We start from the raw sequence: 19,786 nt of genomic DNA, 5'->3' as shown, positions 1-19,786 counted from the left end.
AATGGTTACACGTATTAATGGATTTTCCGGTATGGATATTGAAAGTATGGTTAAGAGTATGATGGCGACGAAGCGTGTGCCTTTAGATAAACTCAATCAGGAAAAGCAACTTCTGCAATGGCAACGGGAAAGCTATCGTGAATTGAGCAGTAAACTATATGATTTCGGAACGAATAAGTTAATTACAAAATACGGAAATTCCACGGCGTTGAATGCCAACAAAGCAACAGTCACCGGAAACACTGATGCGGTCAAAGCTGAAGCGTCAGCAACCGCTAGTGGAGTTGAAATGAGGATTAGTGTTGAAAAGCTGGCCGAAAGTGCAACCATCACAACATCTGGGCTTGGCCAAGGGGTTAGTGGTTCCACATCACTGGCGGCTTTGGAAGGCGTAGACCTATCTAAGATGGGTTCAGCGGATTTGGCCAAATACCTCCAAAAGGGTTTTGATATCAAGATTAATGGTGTAAGCTTCACAGATAAAGATGGAAAATCGTTGTTTAATGGAATGACTTCGATCTCTACACTGGTCTCGACCATAAATTCCAATGCTCAGGCAAATGCAGTTGCAACTTATGATGAAATCACAGGTAAGTTGTCTATTGCTTCTAAAACAGGTGGAGAAGGTAATACGGTTACGGTGGAAACGCCTAGCGGTGGGAATTCCATAATGGCTCTATTTTCTAAAAAGACTTTGATTGAAACAAACGGTCCAGGTACCGGTGTTACAGCCGACAAAACACTGGCTGATCTCTACAAGTTGAATGGTGGTAAAGATCCAGAACCAGGTGCACCTGCCAAAACGTACAGTTTCGTTCTAAATGGTAAAACTCTAAACTTTAGTGAAACTGATAAGATATCTGATGTGCTAGATAAAATCAATGGTTCTGGTTCTGATGCAATAGCAAAATTCGAGGATGGGAGATTAAGCATTACTGCTCAAGTGGATAAGGAGCTTAAGATGAGCGGTGGATCCTACGAATTTATGAGTTTGTTCAAAGGAATTAAGTCTTATGAGGATGGTGCTCCATATACTGCTACTGTAGGTAAAGATGCAATTGTTACGGTGAATGGTGAAGCTATAAAGGGGATCAAGAGCAATTCTTTTTCTCTCAACGGAGTACAAATCACTTTGTTGGGTGTTACTAAGACGGGCACAACTGATAATTTAGCTGTAATCAAAAATCAAAGTGATCCAGATAAGGCACTGGAATCTATTAAGAGCTTTATCGAAGATTATAATAGCCTGATAAAGGCTCTAAACTCAAAGGTTGAGGAGACGAAGTATCGTGACTTTAAACCTCTAACAGATGAGCAGAAGAAAGAATTGAAAGAAACCGAGATCAATACTTGGACTGAAAAGGCAAAAAGTGGTTTGCTTAAAAATGACGATATCATTAAAACTGTATTGTCCGAAATGCGTCAAGTGATCACGGAGAAACTCGGTCCATTGAGTGCCTTGGGTATTACAACAGGAAACTATTCAGAGAATGGTAAGTTAGTTATATTGGATGAAACAAAGCTTAAAGGTATGATTAGTTCTAATCCACAGCTTGCACTCGATCTATTTCAGGGGCCAGCAAACGCTCCTAAAGAAGGCTTGTTCGACAAATTGGCAGACAAGGTATCTAACGCAATTGAGAAAGTCTACCAACGCGCCGGGACCAACAGATATACAACAGATGTAACAAGCGCATTCCGTGATGAAAACATCATGGGTCGTAAAATGAAAGATTATAATAATCGAATTCTGATGATGCAAACCAACTTGCAACGAACAGAAGACAGATACTACAAACAATTTGCTGCGATGGAAGCGGCAATGAACAAGATGCAAACACAGTCGTCCAGTCTCTTTTCCAGTTTAGGACAATCTTAATATAAAGGGTGAGACTTTTGATTACATCTCCTTATGATAAATACCGTCAATCCTCAGTTCAGACTTCAAATCCGGCGCAATTGGTCATTATGTTGTATGATGGAGCAATTCGTTTTGTAAAGACAGCTATTGATGGATTGACCCAGAAGGATAATGAGAAGACAAGTCTGAATTTGGGGAAAGCCCAGACCATTATTAGTGAATTGATGAGTACCTTGGACCGTTCTTACGATATTTCTAAGAGTCTGCATTCATTATATGAATACACAAATCATCTGCTTGTGGAGGCAAACGTTCGCAAAGATGTAACCAAAGCTAAAGAAGCAGTAGGATATTTAACGGATCTTCGTGAAACGTGGCTACAAGCTTCTAAGATTGTTGCAGGTCAGGAAGCACCACCTGTTACTACTGAAAGTGCTCATGGATAAATCGTCATATCTGACTCAGTTACAGCAGCTGACAAGTAATATCATGGACGTGTTATATGAAGCTGAGTATGAGCAACTCGAAGCTTTCGTTGAAGAGCGCCAAGTTATTATTAATGGACTTGTGGAGCAGTTTTCTCTCCAGCCCGCAAGTGTAACTGAGAAGATAGAGATCGAACAGCTCTTGGGCAACGACAACGAAATTGTAGCACGTATGAATGTTCTGCGATTAGAAGCTCAGGACTGGTTGCATAAACGAGGACAAGCCAAAACACAGCGAAATGCTTATGAGTCAGGTTATACACCAGATAGTTTTTTAATGGACAAAAAGAAATGATTATTTTACTAAACCTGTATGCGTTGCTTGACTTAATTAGTCGATCAATGCATACAGGTTTTCTTTTATTTGTTTTTATTTGTAATAAAAAGAAGGGAATGTATCTGATTTTGTCGAATATATAATTGTTATGAAAATACATAAAAGGAGAATTGCTATGAAAAAAGTATTATTAGTAGTTTCTAAATGTTTACTAGGCTTCACATTAATAAGCGGATCATGGAGTGGAACAACATGGGCAGAATCTGCTGAAATCAATGAAGAGAGTCCGAAGCCTGTCCAGCTTGAACTGCCTAACAATGTCTCCAAGTTAGAATTTCCTGAAGGAAGTTTTTCAACTAAAGGGTTTGCTAGAGGTAAAAAGATTGAGGTTGATCGTCCTGAGATTTCTATTCTGTCCAATTTTAACGTGACGGGCGATCGAATAAGTTTTAGTGACAGTTTGACTGCAGCTGACCCAGCAGATTTTTGGTTTTTTAGTGTGCCAACTGATCGCACAATCCTGACACAGTTAAGATCTGCTAATGCTAATTACAGAGTTGATTTGTATTCAATTGATTGGCATACAGGAACTGCAACTCCAACACCATTTTGGGGCAAGGCAGGCGAGATCAGATTTGCAACGGATTTAGCTGCAGGTGACTGGGGCCTCCGAGTTACGTCTACAGGCAGTGTAGGGGACTCGTACAGCATCCATGCCAATATGGCGAATCCTTCTGTGGTTCCTGATCCGAGTAACCCTGCCAATACGGCGAAGCTTACTTCGTACTCTGAGAACCTAATCTCGGCAGTGATGGAGTATCCTAATGGTGATATTACTGTAAATGGAGAAAAGATTGGGAATACCTCGGCTTTAAGTAATATCAATGCTCATCTCACATGGGCAAGGGAATATACCTTTACAAGCGGTGGAGCGCATTCGTCCATAAATCATGATATTGATGATGTACGGATTAAAAGTGTCACAATTCCACTTAAGTATACATCTCAATATGCGCAGTCTGATAATGCTGTTTTCATAACTCTAGATAAAGGAACTTTATTTACCTCATTCCGTTCTAATTTCGTTTCTGGGGTTCCTACTTCCAGCTGGAGTACATTTGAAGATGTTCAAGGCAGAACAACACCTCGCAGACTTGATGAAATTGATATGCTTGGTGATCCCGACCTCTTGGTTTATGACTTGGATAAGAAAAAGGTTATTGATTTCGCGAGTAGCTTGAACTATTGGTATGCCAAGGGGATAGAGGCATTCCCTTCTGTTGTTTATTATAGATAATTTAAGACATTTAAAAGTACTGGATTCGAATATTGGAAAAGTTGACTCAAATAATAAAAGCTCATCGTAGAATTTTACGATGAGCTTTTATTAATTTTTTCTGTGTAAAGTTACATGTTATTAGCGTTAGATTCCACTGACTCTATGTCTTACAATCAGTTTCCTACAACTTCGAATTCGTGAAGTTTGATTAAGTTTTGTAATCCAACGATTCCCGGTCTGGCTTAACTAGTAGATGGAAATCAGATGAATTTGTTCATCTTCTTCGAGATAATGAAGGATAGTGTGCGGGAACCATATTTATAGATCATGTCATATCCGCCTTCTGCTTCATTTAAATATTCTGTCTGAGGGCTTACCTAGCCACAACTTAACCATTTCGGGATAGAGATTACGTTGCTCTGAGAACAGGTTGAAGACTTTAACTTTTGAATCATTATTCAGTTCATGTAAATAGGATTAAAACCGATCGCGTATTGCGAATAAACGTAATATGCTCCCCATTCGCCGTTCTCTCTGAGTTTAGCTTTTTTTAATGTATTAAGCAGAGATTTGTGGGTCATGCCCAGCTTGATATTGGGCTGATTCGGCAGAGTTCCTTTCATTACAGATGTCTTCAGATTTTCAAGATAGGCACGATCCCCGATTCCTGAATTAGGCCAGTTAGGCTGATTAAAATTAACATAGCGAGTGTCACTTAAACACAACTCCAATTTACTAATATTGAGTTTGAAGGTTTCTATCTCATATTTAAATACAGTGTTATTATAGAACTTGAATTGCACTCGGGAACCAGATAACATACGTATGCCGTCATCTCTGCCAGCAGGGTAGAAATCAAAATCATTTAACTTTTTACCTTTGTTATCTACGAATTTTAAGGGTTGCAATATGCCTGAACGTATGATGAATGGTTTAGCTAGATTGAAGTTGGACGATCCCCACTCTGTGATGAGTAGCATATCGGGTGTACCCGTATCCTTTGCTCTTAATGGTGTAATGCCAGGTTTGAGGTAATGTTATAAAATGAAGATCAAGGTCCGCGGATTGTACTGTACCGTAAGAGTCTCCTTTCTTCAACAAAGCTGCGCGATAAGTGCCTGTATATGTAATGTCACCGGGTTTGTTATTGGTCCAGAAATCTTCCTCCTTTAGAGTTGATTTTTTTTCATCTTAAGCAAAAATATAGACTGTATATTGCGTTTGGTATGCATCGCGAAGTGTGAAGGATAAGCGACTGGTTTTTTTTAGTTCTTCTGCTTAATCGTTCACCATCAAATCCTACTTTTTGTAATTGGTAGCTAAGGAGTTGTGTTAACGAAATCTATTAATGATCATAATAAATAGCTGAAAATAGACTTACCAACCCGCCAATTTCCTGATATATTCAAGTCATCCCACCTTTCAACACAATCCCCAATTAATCTACAAAAAATTCCAAGAAAACATTTACTTTTCCAATTGACAATAGATAACTTTGGATGGTATTATCTGAATTGTGGGCAGAGGTTAAGGCCGAAAGCTTCACTTCATTTGATGACGAAGGGAATGTTAGTGCATGCAAGGTAAAGTAAAATGGTTCAACGCAGAAAAAGGTTACGGTTTCATTGAGACTGAAGATGGCGGCGACGTATTCGTACATTTCTCCGCAATTCAAACCGAAGGATTCAAAACTTTGGAAGAAGGTCAATCCGTAGAATTCGACATCGTCGAAGGCGCGCGTGGACCGCAAGCAGCTAACGTAATCAAATTATAATCATCCGGACAATCCGACCTACATATATGGTTAGATGGTTACCAAATTGAATTATCGCTAGCATCAGACTCCGGTACTTTCCGGGGTCTTTTTTTGATTAAATAGATTAGAGATTTGAGAATCATCCCAGGAACATTTTTCTATTGAATTTAATAGATTCAAGAGTTCATTTTACATATTAGATTGAGGTAGCTCAAAAACGGTTAAATACATCATCAAGCGCCTAATAAAACATACCATGTAAATATTCGATTATGGCTGAATATGATGAAATATCGCGAAATATGGCGCTATGCCTACGTTGGCAGATGTGGCTTGAACAGATGTCATTATTCGGTCACCGGGAGTTTTTACATGGCGCTTACATTCGTGTTATAATGAAGTGGCAAAGGAAAAAGGAGGAGTGCCCTATGAATTTAAGTATTCGAGGTCAACAAATCGAGGTTACTGATGCTTTGAAGGATTATGTCGACAAAAAGTTGAGTAGACTCGAGAAGTATTTCGATGCACCCCTTAACTCTGACGGTGCTGTTACATTGAGCACGACGAGAGGTTTGCATACGGTAGAGGTGACGATCCCTTTGAAAGGCATTGTGCTCCGCGCTGAGGATGAGAGCGATGATATGTATGCATCCATTGACTCCGTGGTGGACAAGCTGGAACGTCAGATCCGCAAACACAAAACAAAAATTAACCGTAAGTTCCGCCAGGAAGGCAGCCTGAAAACACTCTTCGTTGAAGATCCAACAGGTACGGTAGCTACAGCTGAACTGGATGCGGACACGGATGACGATGATTTTGAAGTTGTACGGACGAAACGTTTTATGTTGAAACCAATGGACGTGGAAGAGGCTATCCTCCAAATGAACATGGTTGGACACAATTTCTTCGTATTCTCCAACATCGACAGTGAAGAAGTGAGTGTTGTTTACAAACGGAACGATGGTAAGTACGGATTGATCGAACAAGGTTAATCTTAACGTACAGGATCATCGGATCGGATTTGCGTTTAATATCTAATAATAATGAAGACAGGGACTGTATTTTCCTGGATTAGACTTAACAAGAGCTTCCATCCCGTAGGGGATGGGGCTCTTTTGTGCGTAGAGGAGCTGGGAAATCACCTTTGGAAATAAAATGGTGAAACTATTCCCTATGCTGCTGCGTCTAATAGATAGTAAGAAGAAGCACAAACTGTAAAAGTTTACTGCCAGATTCCGATGCTTGCGAAAATATTTGTACGCCTACATTCGAGAACTGGATATTGAGATTTCCATCCAAATTTTCCATCAAAATTTGTTGACAGGGCTGTCTATCCCGCAAAACGAAACATGACAATCGAACGCTTCCGCTAACGACTATGATTTTTTGCACTTAAACTCCATTTGATATGTCTCAGAAGTTCAAAGAAGTGTGCCGTGGCGTGTTGCGGCGGCCCTTACAAACTGTTACAATTTATGCAAAGAGAATCATTGTCCTGATGAGGAATTGTCAACGAATGATCGCTAATCATAATCAATGACAGGCACAGCACCATGAACATGATTCGCAAGGCTCGGGCTTCGGCTAGTTTTTAATAACCGAATCCGTTTGAATACCGAATCAGCTTCATGAGGAACCCTTGGCAAGCCTGGAGTTGATTCATCCATATTACTTTTTATATTGTTTGTCACCCCCGGGCAAGTGGATGCAACATCCATCCGATGGTGTCGCGTGGCGGCAACAGGGGGTCTATTCTGTTTTGCACGAAAGGGGTATACCATGCTAGGACTTGTCAAAAAGATCTTCGGCGACATGAATGAACGTGATGTTAAACGTCTGATGAAGACGGTCGATGTGATCAATAAACTGGAACCACAATTTCAGGCGTTGTCTGATGAACAACTGAAAGGTAAAACGGACGAATACCGTGCTCGTATTGAAAAGGGAGAAACAACAGATGAGCTTCTTCCAGAGGCATTTGCAACCGTACGTGAGGCATCGCGCCGTGTACTGGGCAAACGTCACTACGATGTACAGATGCTGGGCGGGATCGCTCTGCATGAAGGCCGTATTTCCGAGATGAAAACGGGTGAAGGTAAAACGCTGGTAGGAACACTTCCGGTATATCTGAACGCGTTGATGTCCAAAGGTGTTCACGTGGTCACGGTCAATGATTATTTGGCACAGCGGGATAGCCAGGAAATGGGACAAATCTATGAATTCATGGGCATGACGGTAGGGGTTAACCTGAGCGGTATGGACCATGCTTTGAAACAGCATGCGTATGCATGTGATATTACGTACGGAACGAACAACGAGTTTGGTTTTGACTATCTGCGTGACAACATGGTTCTGTACAAAGAGCAAATGGTACAACGTCCATTGTTCTTCTGTATCATTGATGAAGTGGACTCCATCCTGGTCGATGAGGCGCGTACGCCACTCATTATCTCTGGACAAGCTCAGAAGTCGACGGATCTATACTATGCAGCAGATCGTTTTGTGAAACGTTTGGTGCCAGAAGAAGACTTTACAGTAGACATTAAAGTGAAATCCGTAGCGTTGACTGAGGCGGGCGTGGCAAAAGCAGAGAAAGCATTTGGTATCGAGAACTTGTATGATCATGCCAATGTAACTCTCAACCATCACATTGTACAGGGTTTGAAAGCGAACGTAATCATGCGTCGTGACGTGGATTATGTGGTCAGTGATGAGGAAGTCATGATCGTTGATGAATTCACAGGTCGTCTGATGTCTGGACGTCGTTACAGTGATGGATTGCACCAAGCAATTGAAGCCAAAGAAGGCATTGAAGTACAAAACGAGAGCATGACGCTTGCTACGATTACCTTCCAGAACTATTTCCGGATGTACCGTAAACTTGCGGGTATGACGGGTACAGCGAAAACCGAGGAAGAAGAGTTCAAAAAAATCTACGGTCTCGAAGTACTCCAGATTCCAACCAACCGTCCTAACAAACGGGATGACATGGCTGACGTTGTGTACAAGAGCATAGATGGCAAGTTCAACGCGGTTGTGGAAGAAATCGTGGCACGCCACAGCAAGAATCAACCGGTTCTGGTAGGTACAGTATCGATCGAGAACTCGGAGCGCCTGTCAGACATGCTTAAACGCCGTGGGGTAAAACACCAGGTACTGAACGCCAAGTACCATGCGGAAGAAGCAGAGATCATCTCAGGAGCTGGTCAAGCGGGTGCAGTAACGATTGCAACCAACATGGCTGGACGGGGTACAGATATTATCTTGGGTGAAGGTGTAGCTGAAGTAGGCGGCCTTCATATCATCGGTACAGAGCGTCACGAATCACGGCGGATTGATAATCAGCTGCGTGGTCGTGCTGGACGTCAGGGTGACCCGGGTTCAACACAATTCTACCTTTCACTGGGTGATGAATTGATGAGACGTTTCGGTGCAGACAATGTACTGAACATGATGGAGCGCCTTGGTTTTGAAGAAGACCAACCGATTGAGAGCCGAATGATTACCCGTGCAGTAGAATCGGCGCAGAAGCGTGTTGAAGGTAACAACTTTGACGTACGTAAAGTCGTCCTCCAATATGATGATGTTATGAACCAACAACGTGAAATTATATATAAACAGCGCCGCGAGGTACTGGAGTCCGAAAATATTAAACAAATCGTTATGGATATGATCAAACCTTCCATTGAACGTATCGTTGAAGCACATTGTGGTGACGATATTCCGGAAAACTGGGAGCTGCAGGAAGTTGCCGATTACATGAACAGCAAATTGCTGGACGATGGTTCGATAACAAAAGATGATCTGTGGGGTAAGGAAGCAGAAGAGATTATCGAGTTCCTGTTCACGAAAGTTCAAAACAAGTACAATGCACGTGAAGAGCGAATTGGCGAAGAGATGGTTCGTGAGTTCGAGAAAGTGGTTGTGCTCCGTGCAGTAGACAGCAAGTGGATGGATCATATTGATGCAATGGATCAATTGCGTCAAGGTATCCACCTTCGCGCCTACGGTGGTACAGATCCACTGCGTGAATACCAGTTCGAAGGCTTCGAGATGTTCCATCAAATGATCGCTTCGATTCAAGAAGAAGTAGCGACTTATGTGATGAGAGCACAGATCGAGAGCAATCAGGAGCGTCAAGCGGTTGTTGAGGAAAGTCAGATCTCGACAAGCGGTGAACCTGCTGAGAAACGTCCAGTGAAGGTTTCTGACCAAATCGGACGTAACGATCCATGCCCATGCGGTAGTGGCAAGAAGTTCAAACACTGCCACGGTCAAGAGTAGATCGATGGTTTTTATATACACTATAGTGTAATAAGTTGAACCTTGATTTTACACCATAACGGAGAGTGCAGAAGCAATCTGAAGAAGCGGAGCGTTCGCCTAAAAGCTTTCTGCAAGAAAGCTACATCGGAAGCATACGCTATCCCCGGATTTTTCCCTTGTAAGAGGGAATCAAGAAAATCTGGGGATAAGAGCGATCGGAAGATGCTGCTGTAATCGGAGTAACAGGTGTAACATGCATGAGGTCAACTTAGATAGCATGACATGAACGGCTCCTCGCAGCCGGGTATCCCATAGAATGAAGTGAAGGATGCAAAACCGATTAATGGTGCATAGTTATAATCATATGACCATGATCACGGGGAAGAGATATACTGATATAACAGTAGTCTCAACACCAGGGTGGCGCATCACTTACTTGATCTGGAGGAATGCCCTGGATGCGGGGAGTTTATCTTAATGAAAAGAGGAATTGCACATGATCGATCCAAATGTGAAGCATGACCTGCGTGAAATAGGCAAAAAACTAACAAACCTTAGGGGGTCTCTTTGACTTAGATCTGAAGCAAGAGATGATCGGCAACTTCGAAGTGAAGATGTCTGCCCCCGATTTCTGGGACGATAGTGACAAGGCGCAATCCGTAATTGCTGAGCTAAATGCGGTGAAGGGTTCTGTGGATCAATACACCAAACTCCAACAGGATTATGATGATGCGGTGATGATGGTAGAACTGGCTGACGAGGAAGGCGACGAAGACCTCGCTGCAGAGATCGGTAGAAGCGTCACAGCGATCGTGAGCAAGGTGGCAGAGTTCGAACTTCAACTTCTCCTGAACCAGCCGTATGATAAGATGGATGCCATTCTAGAGCTTCATCCGGGGGCAGGTGGTACCGAGTCACAGGACTGGGGACAGATGTTGCTCCGGATGTACACACGTTGGTCTGAGAAGCGGGGCTTCAAGGTTGAGGTATTGGATTATCTGCCAGGTGATGAGGCGGGGATCAAGAGTGTTACGTTGTCGATCAAGGGGCACAATGCTTATGGTTATCTGAAAGCCGAGAAGGGTGTACACCGACTGGTGCGAATCTCTCCTTTTGACTCCTCGGGCCGTAGGCATACTTCCTTCGTATCATGTGATGTGGTTCCTGAGATTGATGATACGATTGAATTGGACATTCGAACAGAGGATCTCAAGATTGATACCTACCGTGCGAGTGGCGCGGGTGGACAGCATATCAATACCACCGACTCAGCCGTGCGGATTACCCACCTTCCAACAGGTGTAGTTGTAACGTGTCAGAATGAACGTTCACAGATCAAGAACCGTGAGCGGGCGATGAAGATGCTTCGTTCGAAATTGTATGAGCGTAAAATTGAAGAGCAAAAACAACAGCTGGATGAAATCCGAGGAGATCAGTCGGATATTTCATGGGGTAGCCAGATTCGCTCCTATGTGTTCCATCCCTATAGTATGGTAAAGGATCACCGTACAAGCGTAGAGACTGGAAATACAGGGGCAGTAATGGACGGCGACCTCGATGCATTCATCGATGGTTATTTGCGTAGCCAGATTAAAGTAGAAACCGATTAATATAAGTTCCTGTATGGACCCATACGTGTAGGCGTATGCTGGTGTATACAGGAGCTTTTTTTTGAATCATTTTATAAGATATAGAGAATATGAACAAACAACTGATCAGTCCCAACAAAGGAGAGCACGAGAACATGCAACAACGATCACAACTTCACAACAGCCGCAAAAAGAGGATAACTAGCCTCATTCCACTCAATGGTCCATGGAGAAACGTCGTGGACACGGTATCTATCATTTTAGGTTCGTTTTTAATTGCAGTGGCCTTTAATTTATTTTTATTACCGAATCAGATCGCTTCAGGTGGGGTGTCCGGGTTATCGATCCTGGGCAAGGAATGGCTTAATTGGGAACCGGCATATACCCAATGGGCGATTAACATCCCACTTCTAATCGCGGGTTTTCTGCTTATTGGTAAGCAGTATGGTATTCGTTCAGTCCTGGGCAGTATTGTCCTGCCGCTCTTAGTCTATCTCACAAAGGATTGGGCCATCCCAACAACGAATCCACTCCTTGGTTCACTGTATGGTGGGATTGGTGTTGGTTTAGGGATTGGAATTGTATACCGAGGTAGAGGATCAACAGGTGGCATGAGCATTCTTGCCCGAATCGTACAGAAATACAGTGGACTGAGTTATTCTCTGTGTGTCGTAATTATGGATGCTACAGTTATTATTATGGCTGCTTTTGTATTGTCATTGGAGCAATCCCTCTATGCGCTGATTGGGTTGTATGTTACCGGTAAAGTGATCGATGCCGTTGAGATGGGGTTGGGTTTCTCCAAGGTGGCTTATATTATCTCCAACCAGACGGAAGCGATTAGCAAAGTGATTCTGGATGACTTGGATCGCGGATTAACGAAGCTGGAAGCCAAGGGCGGTTACACCGACGATCAACGAACCGTACTGATGGTCGTGGTTGGGCAAAATGAGGTACCAAGACTCAAAGCATTAATCCGGTCTGTGGACCCGGGAGCTTTTGTCATTATCAGTAACGCGCACGAAGTGCTCGGCGAAGGTTTTAAGCGGGGAGAACATGTGTGAACGGGTGTAGAAACTGGTGATTGAGCCGTGTAGGCTCATAAGTTTGGAAGTTCAAGACAAGAAAAAACAGGCATATCCTTCTCCGAAATGACGGGAGAGGATATGCCTGTTTTTTTACTATTACTATAATTTTAATTAAACATCACGATAACGGAGAGGACAGAAATAGCCTGAAGAAGCGAAGCGTGCGCCTAAAAGCTTTCTGAAAGAAAGCTACTTCGGAAGGCGATTCTGTCATTAGAGTGCCACCGCTACAGAATTGGAGATAACAGACGGGAAATCGCTTCTTTGAAGCGAATGATCAGACTTCGTTTTTGGTATTCATCAAGCGTCATTTCCCGCGATACATGCAGGTCATGCTCAAAGGTTTGTACAAGTGCTGTCGCAATCGCTTCATCGTACATAAAGGCATTAACCTCAAAGTTCAACCGGAAACTGCGGTAGTCAATATTGGCGGTTCCCACGGATGCAACCAAACTGTCAATGATAAGTGTTTTGGCATGAATGAAGCCATTATCATATATAAATACTTTGGCGCCCACCTTCAACAACTCACCAATATAAGATAACGTAGCCCAATATACAAAGGCGTGGTCGGGTTTATTTGGAATCATGATGCGAACATCTATGCCGGACAGACACGCGAGACGAATAGCTTCGAATACACTGGCATCCGGGATAAAATAAGGCGTTTGAATCAGAATCGATTGTTTGGCCCCGTTAATCATCTTGAGATAACTGTTCTTGATATGTTCAGTCTCTGCATCCGGTCCACTGGAGACAATCTGCATGGCGATCTTTCCTGTGCCCTCGATATGAGGGAAATGCGCCGGAACGTAAGGTGTGTCGTGTTGTTTGGACGCTTCATTCCAATCCAGAAGGAAACGGGTCTGCAGCGCATGAACGGCGTTCCCTTGAATACGCAGATGTGTGTCACGCCAGTAACCGAATTTCGAGTTCAAGCCGAGATACTCATCTCCAACGTTAAACCCGCCTGTGTACCCCAAGTTACCATCGATGATGACAATCTTACGGTGGTTCCGGTAGTTCATACGCAAGTTGATCAGACTGAATTTGGATGGGAAAAAGACTTCAACCAAACCGCCTGCTTCGCGCAATTCTTTGAAAAAGCGTTTGGAAACCCGCCGTGATCCGAGCGCGTCATACAGTAGACGAACTTTGATGCCTTCCCGCGCTTTGCGGATAAGTGCATCCCGAATTCTTTTGCCCAGACGGTCGCCTCTATAAATGTAGTATTGTACGTGCACGTGATCCTGAGCCGCTTCGATGTCGTCCAAGAGCCGTTGGAACTTGTCTGTTCCGTCTGTAATGATCTCAACCGCATTATCCTCCGTTAACAGAGCGCCGTTCTGCTTCAGGTTCATATAGATCATGTCCTGGCTACTCTCGGTTGCTTGGTTGCGGAAAGGTGTGCGGTTGTCGTGCAACTGTGTGAGCTGGGCTTCAATACGTTCCTCTAGCCCGAGCTTCTTGCGTTCCTTCCACTGGAAAAGCCGGTATCGGGTCAGGTTCTGACCGGTTAAAAGATAAAGTACAAACCCAAACACCGGAATAAAGTTCAAGACGAGCAGCCAAGCCCAGGAAGCGCTGGCATCCTTCCGTTCGAAGAAAACGACTGCTGCCGCAAAAATAATATTCAGGCCCAGGAGTACAATAAGTAAAATGGATTCGATATGCACTATAGTCCCCCACGTCTCATAATGACCATCATGAATCTATTCATATGTCCTTGATTAGCAGGTTAGTTATGAATGAGACCCTGATTGTAATGTTTCCTACTAATACGTATTTTAACAGATGTATACCTATTCGTCCCGGATAGTAAAAAAGATATGTTCGGGTTGGATGGAAATCCATGTGAAATTGATGATAGAGTGTTGTATTTATATAACCAGAGTCGTATAATAATACACAAATATGCATATAAGCGACGGAATTGCTGTGTTCAAGTATCCTTCAGGCAAGGACATAGCACAAGTAGCGCATACATCGAGATTGGGGGAGCGAGAGTGAATAACAAATTAAAAGTAGCAATCGTCGGTTCCACCGGCTACGGCGGGGTGGAGCTGATTCGTTTTTTCCAGAACCATCCGCAGGTTGAAATCACATCGGTGATCTCATCATCGAGCAGTGGTGAATCCATCGCAGATGGATTTCCGCATTTGACGGACGTGATTCACAGGCCACTCGACGGTGTAGATCCGGCTGAAATTGCGAGTCGTGCAGATCTGGTATTCACAGCAACCCCGTCCGGCGTAAGTGCAAAGCTCGTACCAAGCTTGCTGGCAGCAGGGCTTAAGGTCATTGATCTGTCTGGCGATTTCAGACTCAAGGATGGAACGGTGTATGAAGAGTGGTACAAACATCCGGCGCCTTCATCTGATTTGCTGGAACAAGCGGTATACGGCATGGCTGAGGTGTACGGTGAAAAGGTGAAGGGACAGAATTTCATATCCAACCCGGGCTGTTATCCAACGGCTACACTTCTTGGACTGATCCCTGCAGTAGAGGCAGGCTGGATTGATCCTTCTACTATTATTATTGATGCCAAATCAGGCGTGTCCGGGGCAGGACGCGGAACAAGTCTGACAAACCATTATGCAGAGATGAATGAAAATCTCAAAGCCTATAAACTGAACAAACACCAACATATTCCCGAGATCGAACAAGTGCTTGGTGATCTAACGGGAACGCCTGTTACGGTTACCTTTACAACACATCTGGTGCCTATGACACGTGGAATCATGAGTACGATGTATGCAAAACTCGTTGGGGAACACAGCGATCGGGAGATCGTAGATTTATACCGCAAATATTATGAGAACAGACCTTTCGTACGTGTACGTGAACCGGGCATCTGGCCTTCTACCAAAGAAGTGTACGGATCCAACTATTGTGATATCGGATTTGCGGTAGATCCTCGCACAGGGCGTTTGACGATTATTTCGGTCATCGACAACCTGGTGAAGGGTGCATCCGGGCAAGCGATTCAAAATATGAACCTGATGATGGGATGGGAGGAGAACCTCGGGCTGAACATGACACCGGTATATCCATAAGAGCTGGAATTCAGGAGGAGTACTGGAACATTCAGTGTAAAGTGCTTTCTCGGGGTCATTTATGGAGATTGGATCAGGTTAAGCAGGCGGATCATCGGCATATAGCTGAACGCATACGGGGGATATGATATGGGAACGAATGTGGAGCAACAGAGTTTTACCGTGGTTGAGAACGGAACAATTGTAACCCCTGGGGGATTCACTGCTGGTGGACTTCACTGCGGGTTGAAAAAGACATCCCGGAATGACATCGGAGCGATCCGATGTGATGTACCGGCTACAGCTGCGGCTGTATATACAACGAATGTGTTTCAAGCTGCACCACTTAAAGTAACGCGCGAAAGCTTAAACAATGGACGTCTTCAGGCTGTTATCGTTAACAGCGGTAACGCTAATGCATGCACAGGGCAACAAGGGGAAGAAGATGCTTATGCGATGCGTTCGGCTGCTGCGCGTGAGTTGGCTGTGGCAGAAGAGGACGTGGCGGTGGCTTCCACAGGTGTCATTGGGGAATTGCTCAAAATGGATGCTGTGCATTCAGGCATTACCGGCCTTCCGGCGCATATGGGCAAGGAGTCGAATGAGGCGGAACAATTTTCACAAGCGATTCTGACAACGGATTTGGTGAAAAAGGAAGCCTGTGTCTCCGTTCTGGTTAACGGCAAGACGGTTACGATTGCGGGTGCCGCCAAAGGCTCGGGAATGATTCATCCGAATATGGCGACAATGCTCGCTTTCATGACCTCTGACGCGGTCATTGGTGCAGAAGCGTTGCAGCGCCTGCTGCGCCAGGCAACAAATCATACATTCAACATGATTACCGTCGATGGGGATACAAGTACGAACGACATGCTGGTAGCCATGTCCAGTGGATATGCAGGCAATGAAGAGCTGACCACAGATCATCCGGATTGGGACGCTTTTGCAGCCGGCTTCACCTATGTATGCCAAGTGCTGGCCAAAGCCATTGCTCGCGATGGTGAAGGAGCAACCAAACTGGTTGAGGTAGAAGTGACTGGTGCGGTAAGTGATGAATCCGCGCAAGCCATTGCCAAAACCGTCATCGGGTCCAGTCTGGTCAAATCAGCCATGTTTGGCGCTGACGCTAACTGGGGACGGATTATTGCAGCCGTAGGGCGTGCAGGACAGCCAGTGAACCCGGATACGGTAAATATTCGGTTGGGAGAGATCTCGGTACTTGAACAATCCCGTCCAGTCGTTTTCGACGAAGAATTGGCATTGGCGTATTTACAGACCGATACAGTTCGCATTGTGGTGGATCTGCACCACGGCGAAGGAACAGCAACAGCCTGGGGCTGTGACCTGACGTATGACTACGTCCGAATTAACGCCGCATACCGAACGTAATAAGCCTTTGGGACAAAATGTTTACGAAACAGCTATCTTCTATTGTGAAGCTGATTTGAAATATTTCAAAAATCATCAATGAAATTTAAACTTGTTATTTAATGTTTGATATATAGCGATAGTAATGGAGAAGACGGAATTGATTCTGAAGAAGCGGAGCGTTCGCCTTTGTCTCCGGATTTCCCCCTATAATAGGGATAATTCAAGAAATCTGGGAGACAACAGCGATCGAAAGAACAATCCGAATTTGGAATGGACTCCTACGACAATGTCATCTTTTAAAAGTGTTGAATTTTATTGAATGTGATTTTTACTAAGAAAGGAGCTTGCCCTCATGAATTCAACAATGCCAAACAACAGTACCGCAACGGAAGCGAGCACAGAGAAACAGATGTTTGTCATGAAATGTGGAGGCAGCACGCTGGCGGCATTGCCAGAGTCCTTCTTTGCGGATCTGCGTGATTTGCAATCTCAGGGCACGCAGCCAGTAATCGTGCATGGCGGAGGTCCTGCGATCTCGGATAACTTGGCGAAGCTTGGTATCGAAACTGAATTCGTTAATGGCCTGCGCAAAACAACTGAACCTGTGCTGGACGTAGTGGAGATGGTGCTTGCGGGCAGTATCAACAAACAGATCGTGCGCCTGATCCAACGTGTGGGCGGTCGTGCACTAGGCTTGTCTGGCGTGGACGGTGGCCTGATTCAGGCTAAACCTGTTAAAAACCACGCAGAGATCGGTTGGGTAGGCGATGTCACGGGTGTGAACGCAGAAATTATCCAAGGCATCGTGAACATGGGTTACATGCCGGTTATCGCGCCAGTTGGTGTGGATGCCACCGGACAACGCTACAACATCAACGCAGATACAGCTGCGGGTGCTGTGGCGTCTCATCTTGGCGTAAGTCGGATGATTGTCGTGACCGACGTTCCTGGCATCATGAAGAACGTAGGCGGCGAGAAAAAAGTACTGCCATCCGTATCTGTACAAGAGATCGAGGATATGATCCAAACCGGAGAAATCTATGGCGGCATGATTCCCAAAGTGCGTGCAGCAATCGCATGTATTCATGGTCAAGTACGTGAGGTCATCATCGTAGACGGAAGCGAACCACAGATCCTGAGCCGAGTGCTTGGTGGAGAAATCATCGGAACAAAAATTATCCGTATGCAATAATTATTCTCAGTGCGCTAGGGTCTTCATGGTTTGATAGTAAATAAAAAATATGTGCACGGCTTTTTTATGTGAAGATTGAACATCACACAATAACGTAGAGGACAGAAATAACCTGAAGAAGCGAAGCGTGCGCCTAAAAGCTTTCTGAAAGAAAGCTACTTCGGAAGCATACACTATCCCCGGATTTCCACCTTTAAGGGACAATCAAAAAAATCCGGGGATAACAGCGATCGGAAGGTTGTTCTGTCATCGAAGTGACAAGTGTAAAGTTAAGGTGTTCTCATAATGAGTGCCGTTGCACCAACCAATAGGAGTGATATGGTCATGGCAAAAGGCAACGAACAGCCAGGTTCTGGCACAGCGGTAGCGGGCGCAACAGCAACAAGTGCAGCGGCACAGACGGAAAGCTCGCTTTTCCAAACGTATGCACGTTATCCAATCAGTCTGGTCAAAGGTAAAGGCAGCTGGCTGTGGGATGATCAGGGCAACCGTTATCTCGATTTCATGTGCGGACTCGCTGTAACTAGCCTGGGCCATGCACCGGAGAAAGTTGGAGCCAAGCTGAAAGCTCAGATTGATGAGTTGTGGCATGTGTCCAACCTGTTCCAGATTCCGGGCCAGGAGAAGGCAGCAGCATTGTTGACAGCCAATACATGCGCTGACGCAGTGTTCTTCTGTAACAGTGGTGCCGAAGCGAACGAAGCAGCTATCAAAGTTGCGCGTCGTTATCACCAGAAGGTGAAAGGCACAGATCGTTATGAAGTGATCACATTTGCCCAGTCCTTCCATGGACGGACACTCGCTACACTGACAGCAACCGGACAAGATAAGGTGAAAGAAGGATTTTTGCCATTGCCAGCCGGATTTGTAACCGTACCTTTGCATGATATCCCTGCCCTTGAAGCGGCAATTGGACCCAACACAGCAGCTATTATGCTGGAAATGGTTCAGGCCGAGGGTGGTGTATATCCCGTTGAACCAGAATTCGTCAAACATGTACGGAAATTGTGTGACGAGCATGGATTGTTGCTCATTGTTGATGAAGTCCAAACAGGAATGGGACGTACAGGCAAACTGTTCGCACACGAACATTATGGTATTGAGCCGGATGTGTTCACCGTTGCCAAAGGTATTGGTAGTGGTTTCCCTGTAGGGGCGATGCTGGGTAAAGGCTTCCTGCGGGATGCGTTCACGCCAGGTAGCCATGCGACAACATTTGGAGGAACACCACTAGCTTCATCCGTTGTGATTGCAACCATCGAAACGATGCTGGAAGATCGTTTGCCAGAACGTGCAGCGGAGATGGGCGAATACCTGATGAGCTCCCTGCGAAATCGTTTGGCAGGCAATTCCTTTGTGAAGGAAGTACGTGGCATGGGATTGCTCGTCGGTATTGAATGTGCTGAGCCGGTAGGTGATATTGTACTTGCTGGGCAAAAACGCGGTATTTTGTTCGTCTCTGCAGGACCAAATGTGATTCGTTTGCTTCCGAACCTGTATGTGAGCAAAGAAGAGATCGACGAGGCCGTATCGCTGGTAGCCACACTGATTGAAGAGCACGTAGCGGCGAAAGCCTAATATAAAAAT

Annotated in this window: 16 protein-coding genes; 13 read left to right on the top strand and 3 right to left on the bottom strand. The window is 44.7% G+C overall.

Going from position 1 to position 19,786, the window contains the following annotated elements:
- Position 1 precedes the first annotated feature (1 nt).
- The 4 genes from fliD to F0220_RS27160 all read left to right on the top strand — a co-directional run bounded on the left by fliD (position 2) and on the right by F0220_RS27160 (position 3,920).
- A complete protein-coding gene (gene fliD / locus F0220_RS27175; RefSeq protein ID WP_105600091.1) occupies positions 2-1,879 on the top strand; it encodes a flagellar filament capping protein FliD in 1,878 nt (625 codons plus the stop codon).
- Positions 1,880-1,896: 17 nt separating this feature from the next.
- Positions 1,897-2,307 (top strand): flagellar export chaperone FliS, encoded by a 411-nt coding sequence (gene fliS / locus F0220_RS27170; RefSeq protein ID WP_105600090.1) that lies wholly within the window; start codon positions 1,897-1,899, stop codon positions 2,305-2,307.
- Complete coding sequence (locus F0220_RS27165) at positions 2,300-2,641, top strand: flagellar protein FliT (RefSeq protein ID WP_074096609.1); 342 nt, start codon at positions 2,300-2,302, stop codon at positions 2,639-2,641. The genes fliS and F0220_RS27165 overlap by 8 nt, the downstream gene beginning before the upstream one ends.
- 157 nt (positions 2,642-2,798) lie before the next feature.
- Positions 2,799-3,920, top strand: coding sequence for a hypothetical protein (locus F0220_RS27160; protein ID WP_105600088.1), 1,122 nt, complete (start codon positions 2,799-2,801; stop codon positions 3,918-3,920).
- A gap of 440 nt (positions 3,921-4,360) precedes the next feature.
- On the opposite strand, the gene F0220_RS27155 is transcribed toward F0220_RS27160, so the two are convergent.
- Positions 4,361-4,882, bottom strand: coding sequence for a hypothetical protein (locus F0220_RS27155; protein WP_105600086.1), 522 nt, complete (start codon positions 4,880-4,882; stop codon positions 4,361-4,363).
- Between the two features lie 596 nt (positions 4,883-5,478).
- Here F0220_RS27155 and F0220_RS27150 point away from each other — a divergent pair.
- Together F0220_RS27150 and hpf are read left to right on the top strand one after the other, a co-directional pair.
- Positions 5,479-5,676 (top strand): cold shock domain-containing protein, encoded by a 198-nt coding sequence (locus tag F0220_RS27150; protein WP_017691992.1) that lies wholly within the window; start codon positions 5,479-5,481, stop codon positions 5,674-5,676.
- Positions 5,677-6,086: 410 nt separating this feature from the next.
- The gene (gene hpf, locus F0220_RS27145) at positions 6,087-6,650 is read left to right on the top strand and encodes a ribosome hibernation-promoting factor, HPF/YfiA family (protein WP_017691993.1); all 564 of its coding nucleotides are present in this window, start codon (positions 6,087-6,089) and stop codon (positions 6,648-6,650) included.
- Positions 6,651-7,181: 531 nt separating this feature from the next.
- Here hpf and F0220_RS32660 read toward each other — a convergent pair.
- Complete coding sequence (locus F0220_RS32660; protein WP_188310506.1) at positions 7,182-7,349, bottom strand: hypothetical protein; 168 nt, start codon at positions 7,347-7,349, stop codon at positions 7,182-7,184.
- Positions 7,350-7,437: 88 nt separating this feature from the next.
- On the opposite strand from F0220_RS32660, the gene secA reads away from it, so the two are divergent.
- The 3 genes from secA to F0220_RS27130 all read left to right on the top strand — a co-directional run bounded on the left by secA (position 7,438) and on the right by F0220_RS27130 (position 12,577).
- Positions 7,438-9,942, top strand: coding sequence for a preprotein translocase subunit SecA (secA, locus tag F0220_RS27140; RefSeq protein ID WP_105600085.1), 2,505 nt, complete (start codon positions 7,438-7,440; stop codon positions 9,940-9,942).
- Positions 9,943-10,420: 478 nt separating this feature from the next.
- Positions 10,421-11,534, top strand: a protein-coding gene (prfB, locus tag F0220_RS27135; RefSeq protein WP_101313559.1) for a peptide chain release factor 2 whose coding sequence is annotated in 2 segments (ribosomal slippage) — positions 10,421-10,492 and positions 10,494-11,534 — 1,113 coding nt in all. Because the reading frame shifts where the segments join, the coding sequence is not laid out codon by codon here.
- A gap of 134 nt (positions 11,535-11,668) precedes the next feature.
- Positions 11,669-12,577 carry a YitT family protein gene (locus F0220_RS27130; protein ID WP_091013287.1) on the top strand — a complete coding sequence of 303 codons (909 nt, stop codon included), beginning with the start codon at positions 11,669-11,671 and terminating at the stop codon, positions 12,575-12,577.
- A gap of 251 nt (positions 12,578-12,828) precedes the next feature.
- Here the strand turns inward: F0220_RS27130 and cls are convergent, their stop codons facing one another.
- Positions 12,829-14,277, bottom strand: coding sequence for a cardiolipin synthase (gene cls, locus F0220_RS27125; RefSeq protein WP_091013043.1), 1,449 nt, complete (start codon positions 14,275-14,277; stop codon positions 12,829-12,831).
- A gap of 330 nt (positions 14,278-14,607) precedes the next feature.
- Here cls and argC point away from each other — a divergent pair, with 330 nt between their 5' ends.
- The 4 genes from argC to F0220_RS27105 all read left to right on the top strand — a co-directional run bounded on the left by argC (position 14,608) and on the right by F0220_RS27105 (position 19,777).
- Positions 14,608-15,657 carry an N-acetyl-gamma-glutamyl-phosphate reductase gene (gene argC / locus F0220_RS27120; RefSeq protein ID WP_091013046.1) on the top strand — a complete coding sequence of 350 codons (1,050 nt, stop codon included), beginning with the start codon at positions 14,608-14,610 and terminating at the stop codon, positions 15,655-15,657.
- Positions 15,658-15,786: 129 nt separating this feature from the next.
- A complete protein-coding gene (gene argJ, locus F0220_RS27115; protein ID WP_105600083.1) occupies positions 15,787-17,025 on the top strand; it encodes a bifunctional glutamate N-acetyltransferase/amino-acid acetyltransferase ArgJ in 1,239 nt (412 codons plus the stop codon).
- A gap of 346 nt (positions 17,026-17,371) precedes the next feature.
- Positions 17,372-18,199 (top strand): acetylglutamate kinase, encoded by an 828-nt coding sequence (argB, locus tag F0220_RS27110; protein WP_223199787.1) that lies wholly within the window; start codon positions 17,372-17,374, stop codon positions 18,197-18,199.
- Positions 18,200-18,523: 324 nt separating this feature from the next.
- Entirely contained in the window at positions 18,524-19,777 is a 1,254-nt protein-coding gene (locus F0220_RS27105) for an aspartate aminotransferase family protein (RefSeq protein WP_105600080.1), read from the top strand.
- The last annotated feature ends 9 nt before the right edge of the window (positions 19,778-19,786 follow it).

The organism is Paenibacillus sp. 37, assembly GCF_008386395.1.
Classification (GTDB): domain Bacteria; phylum Bacillota; class Bacilli; order Paenibacillales; family Paenibacillaceae; genus Paenibacillus; species Paenibacillus amylolyticus_B.
The sequence above is the reverse complement of the archived record's forward strand: the minus strand, read 5'-3'. Positions and strand labels throughout refer to the sequence as shown.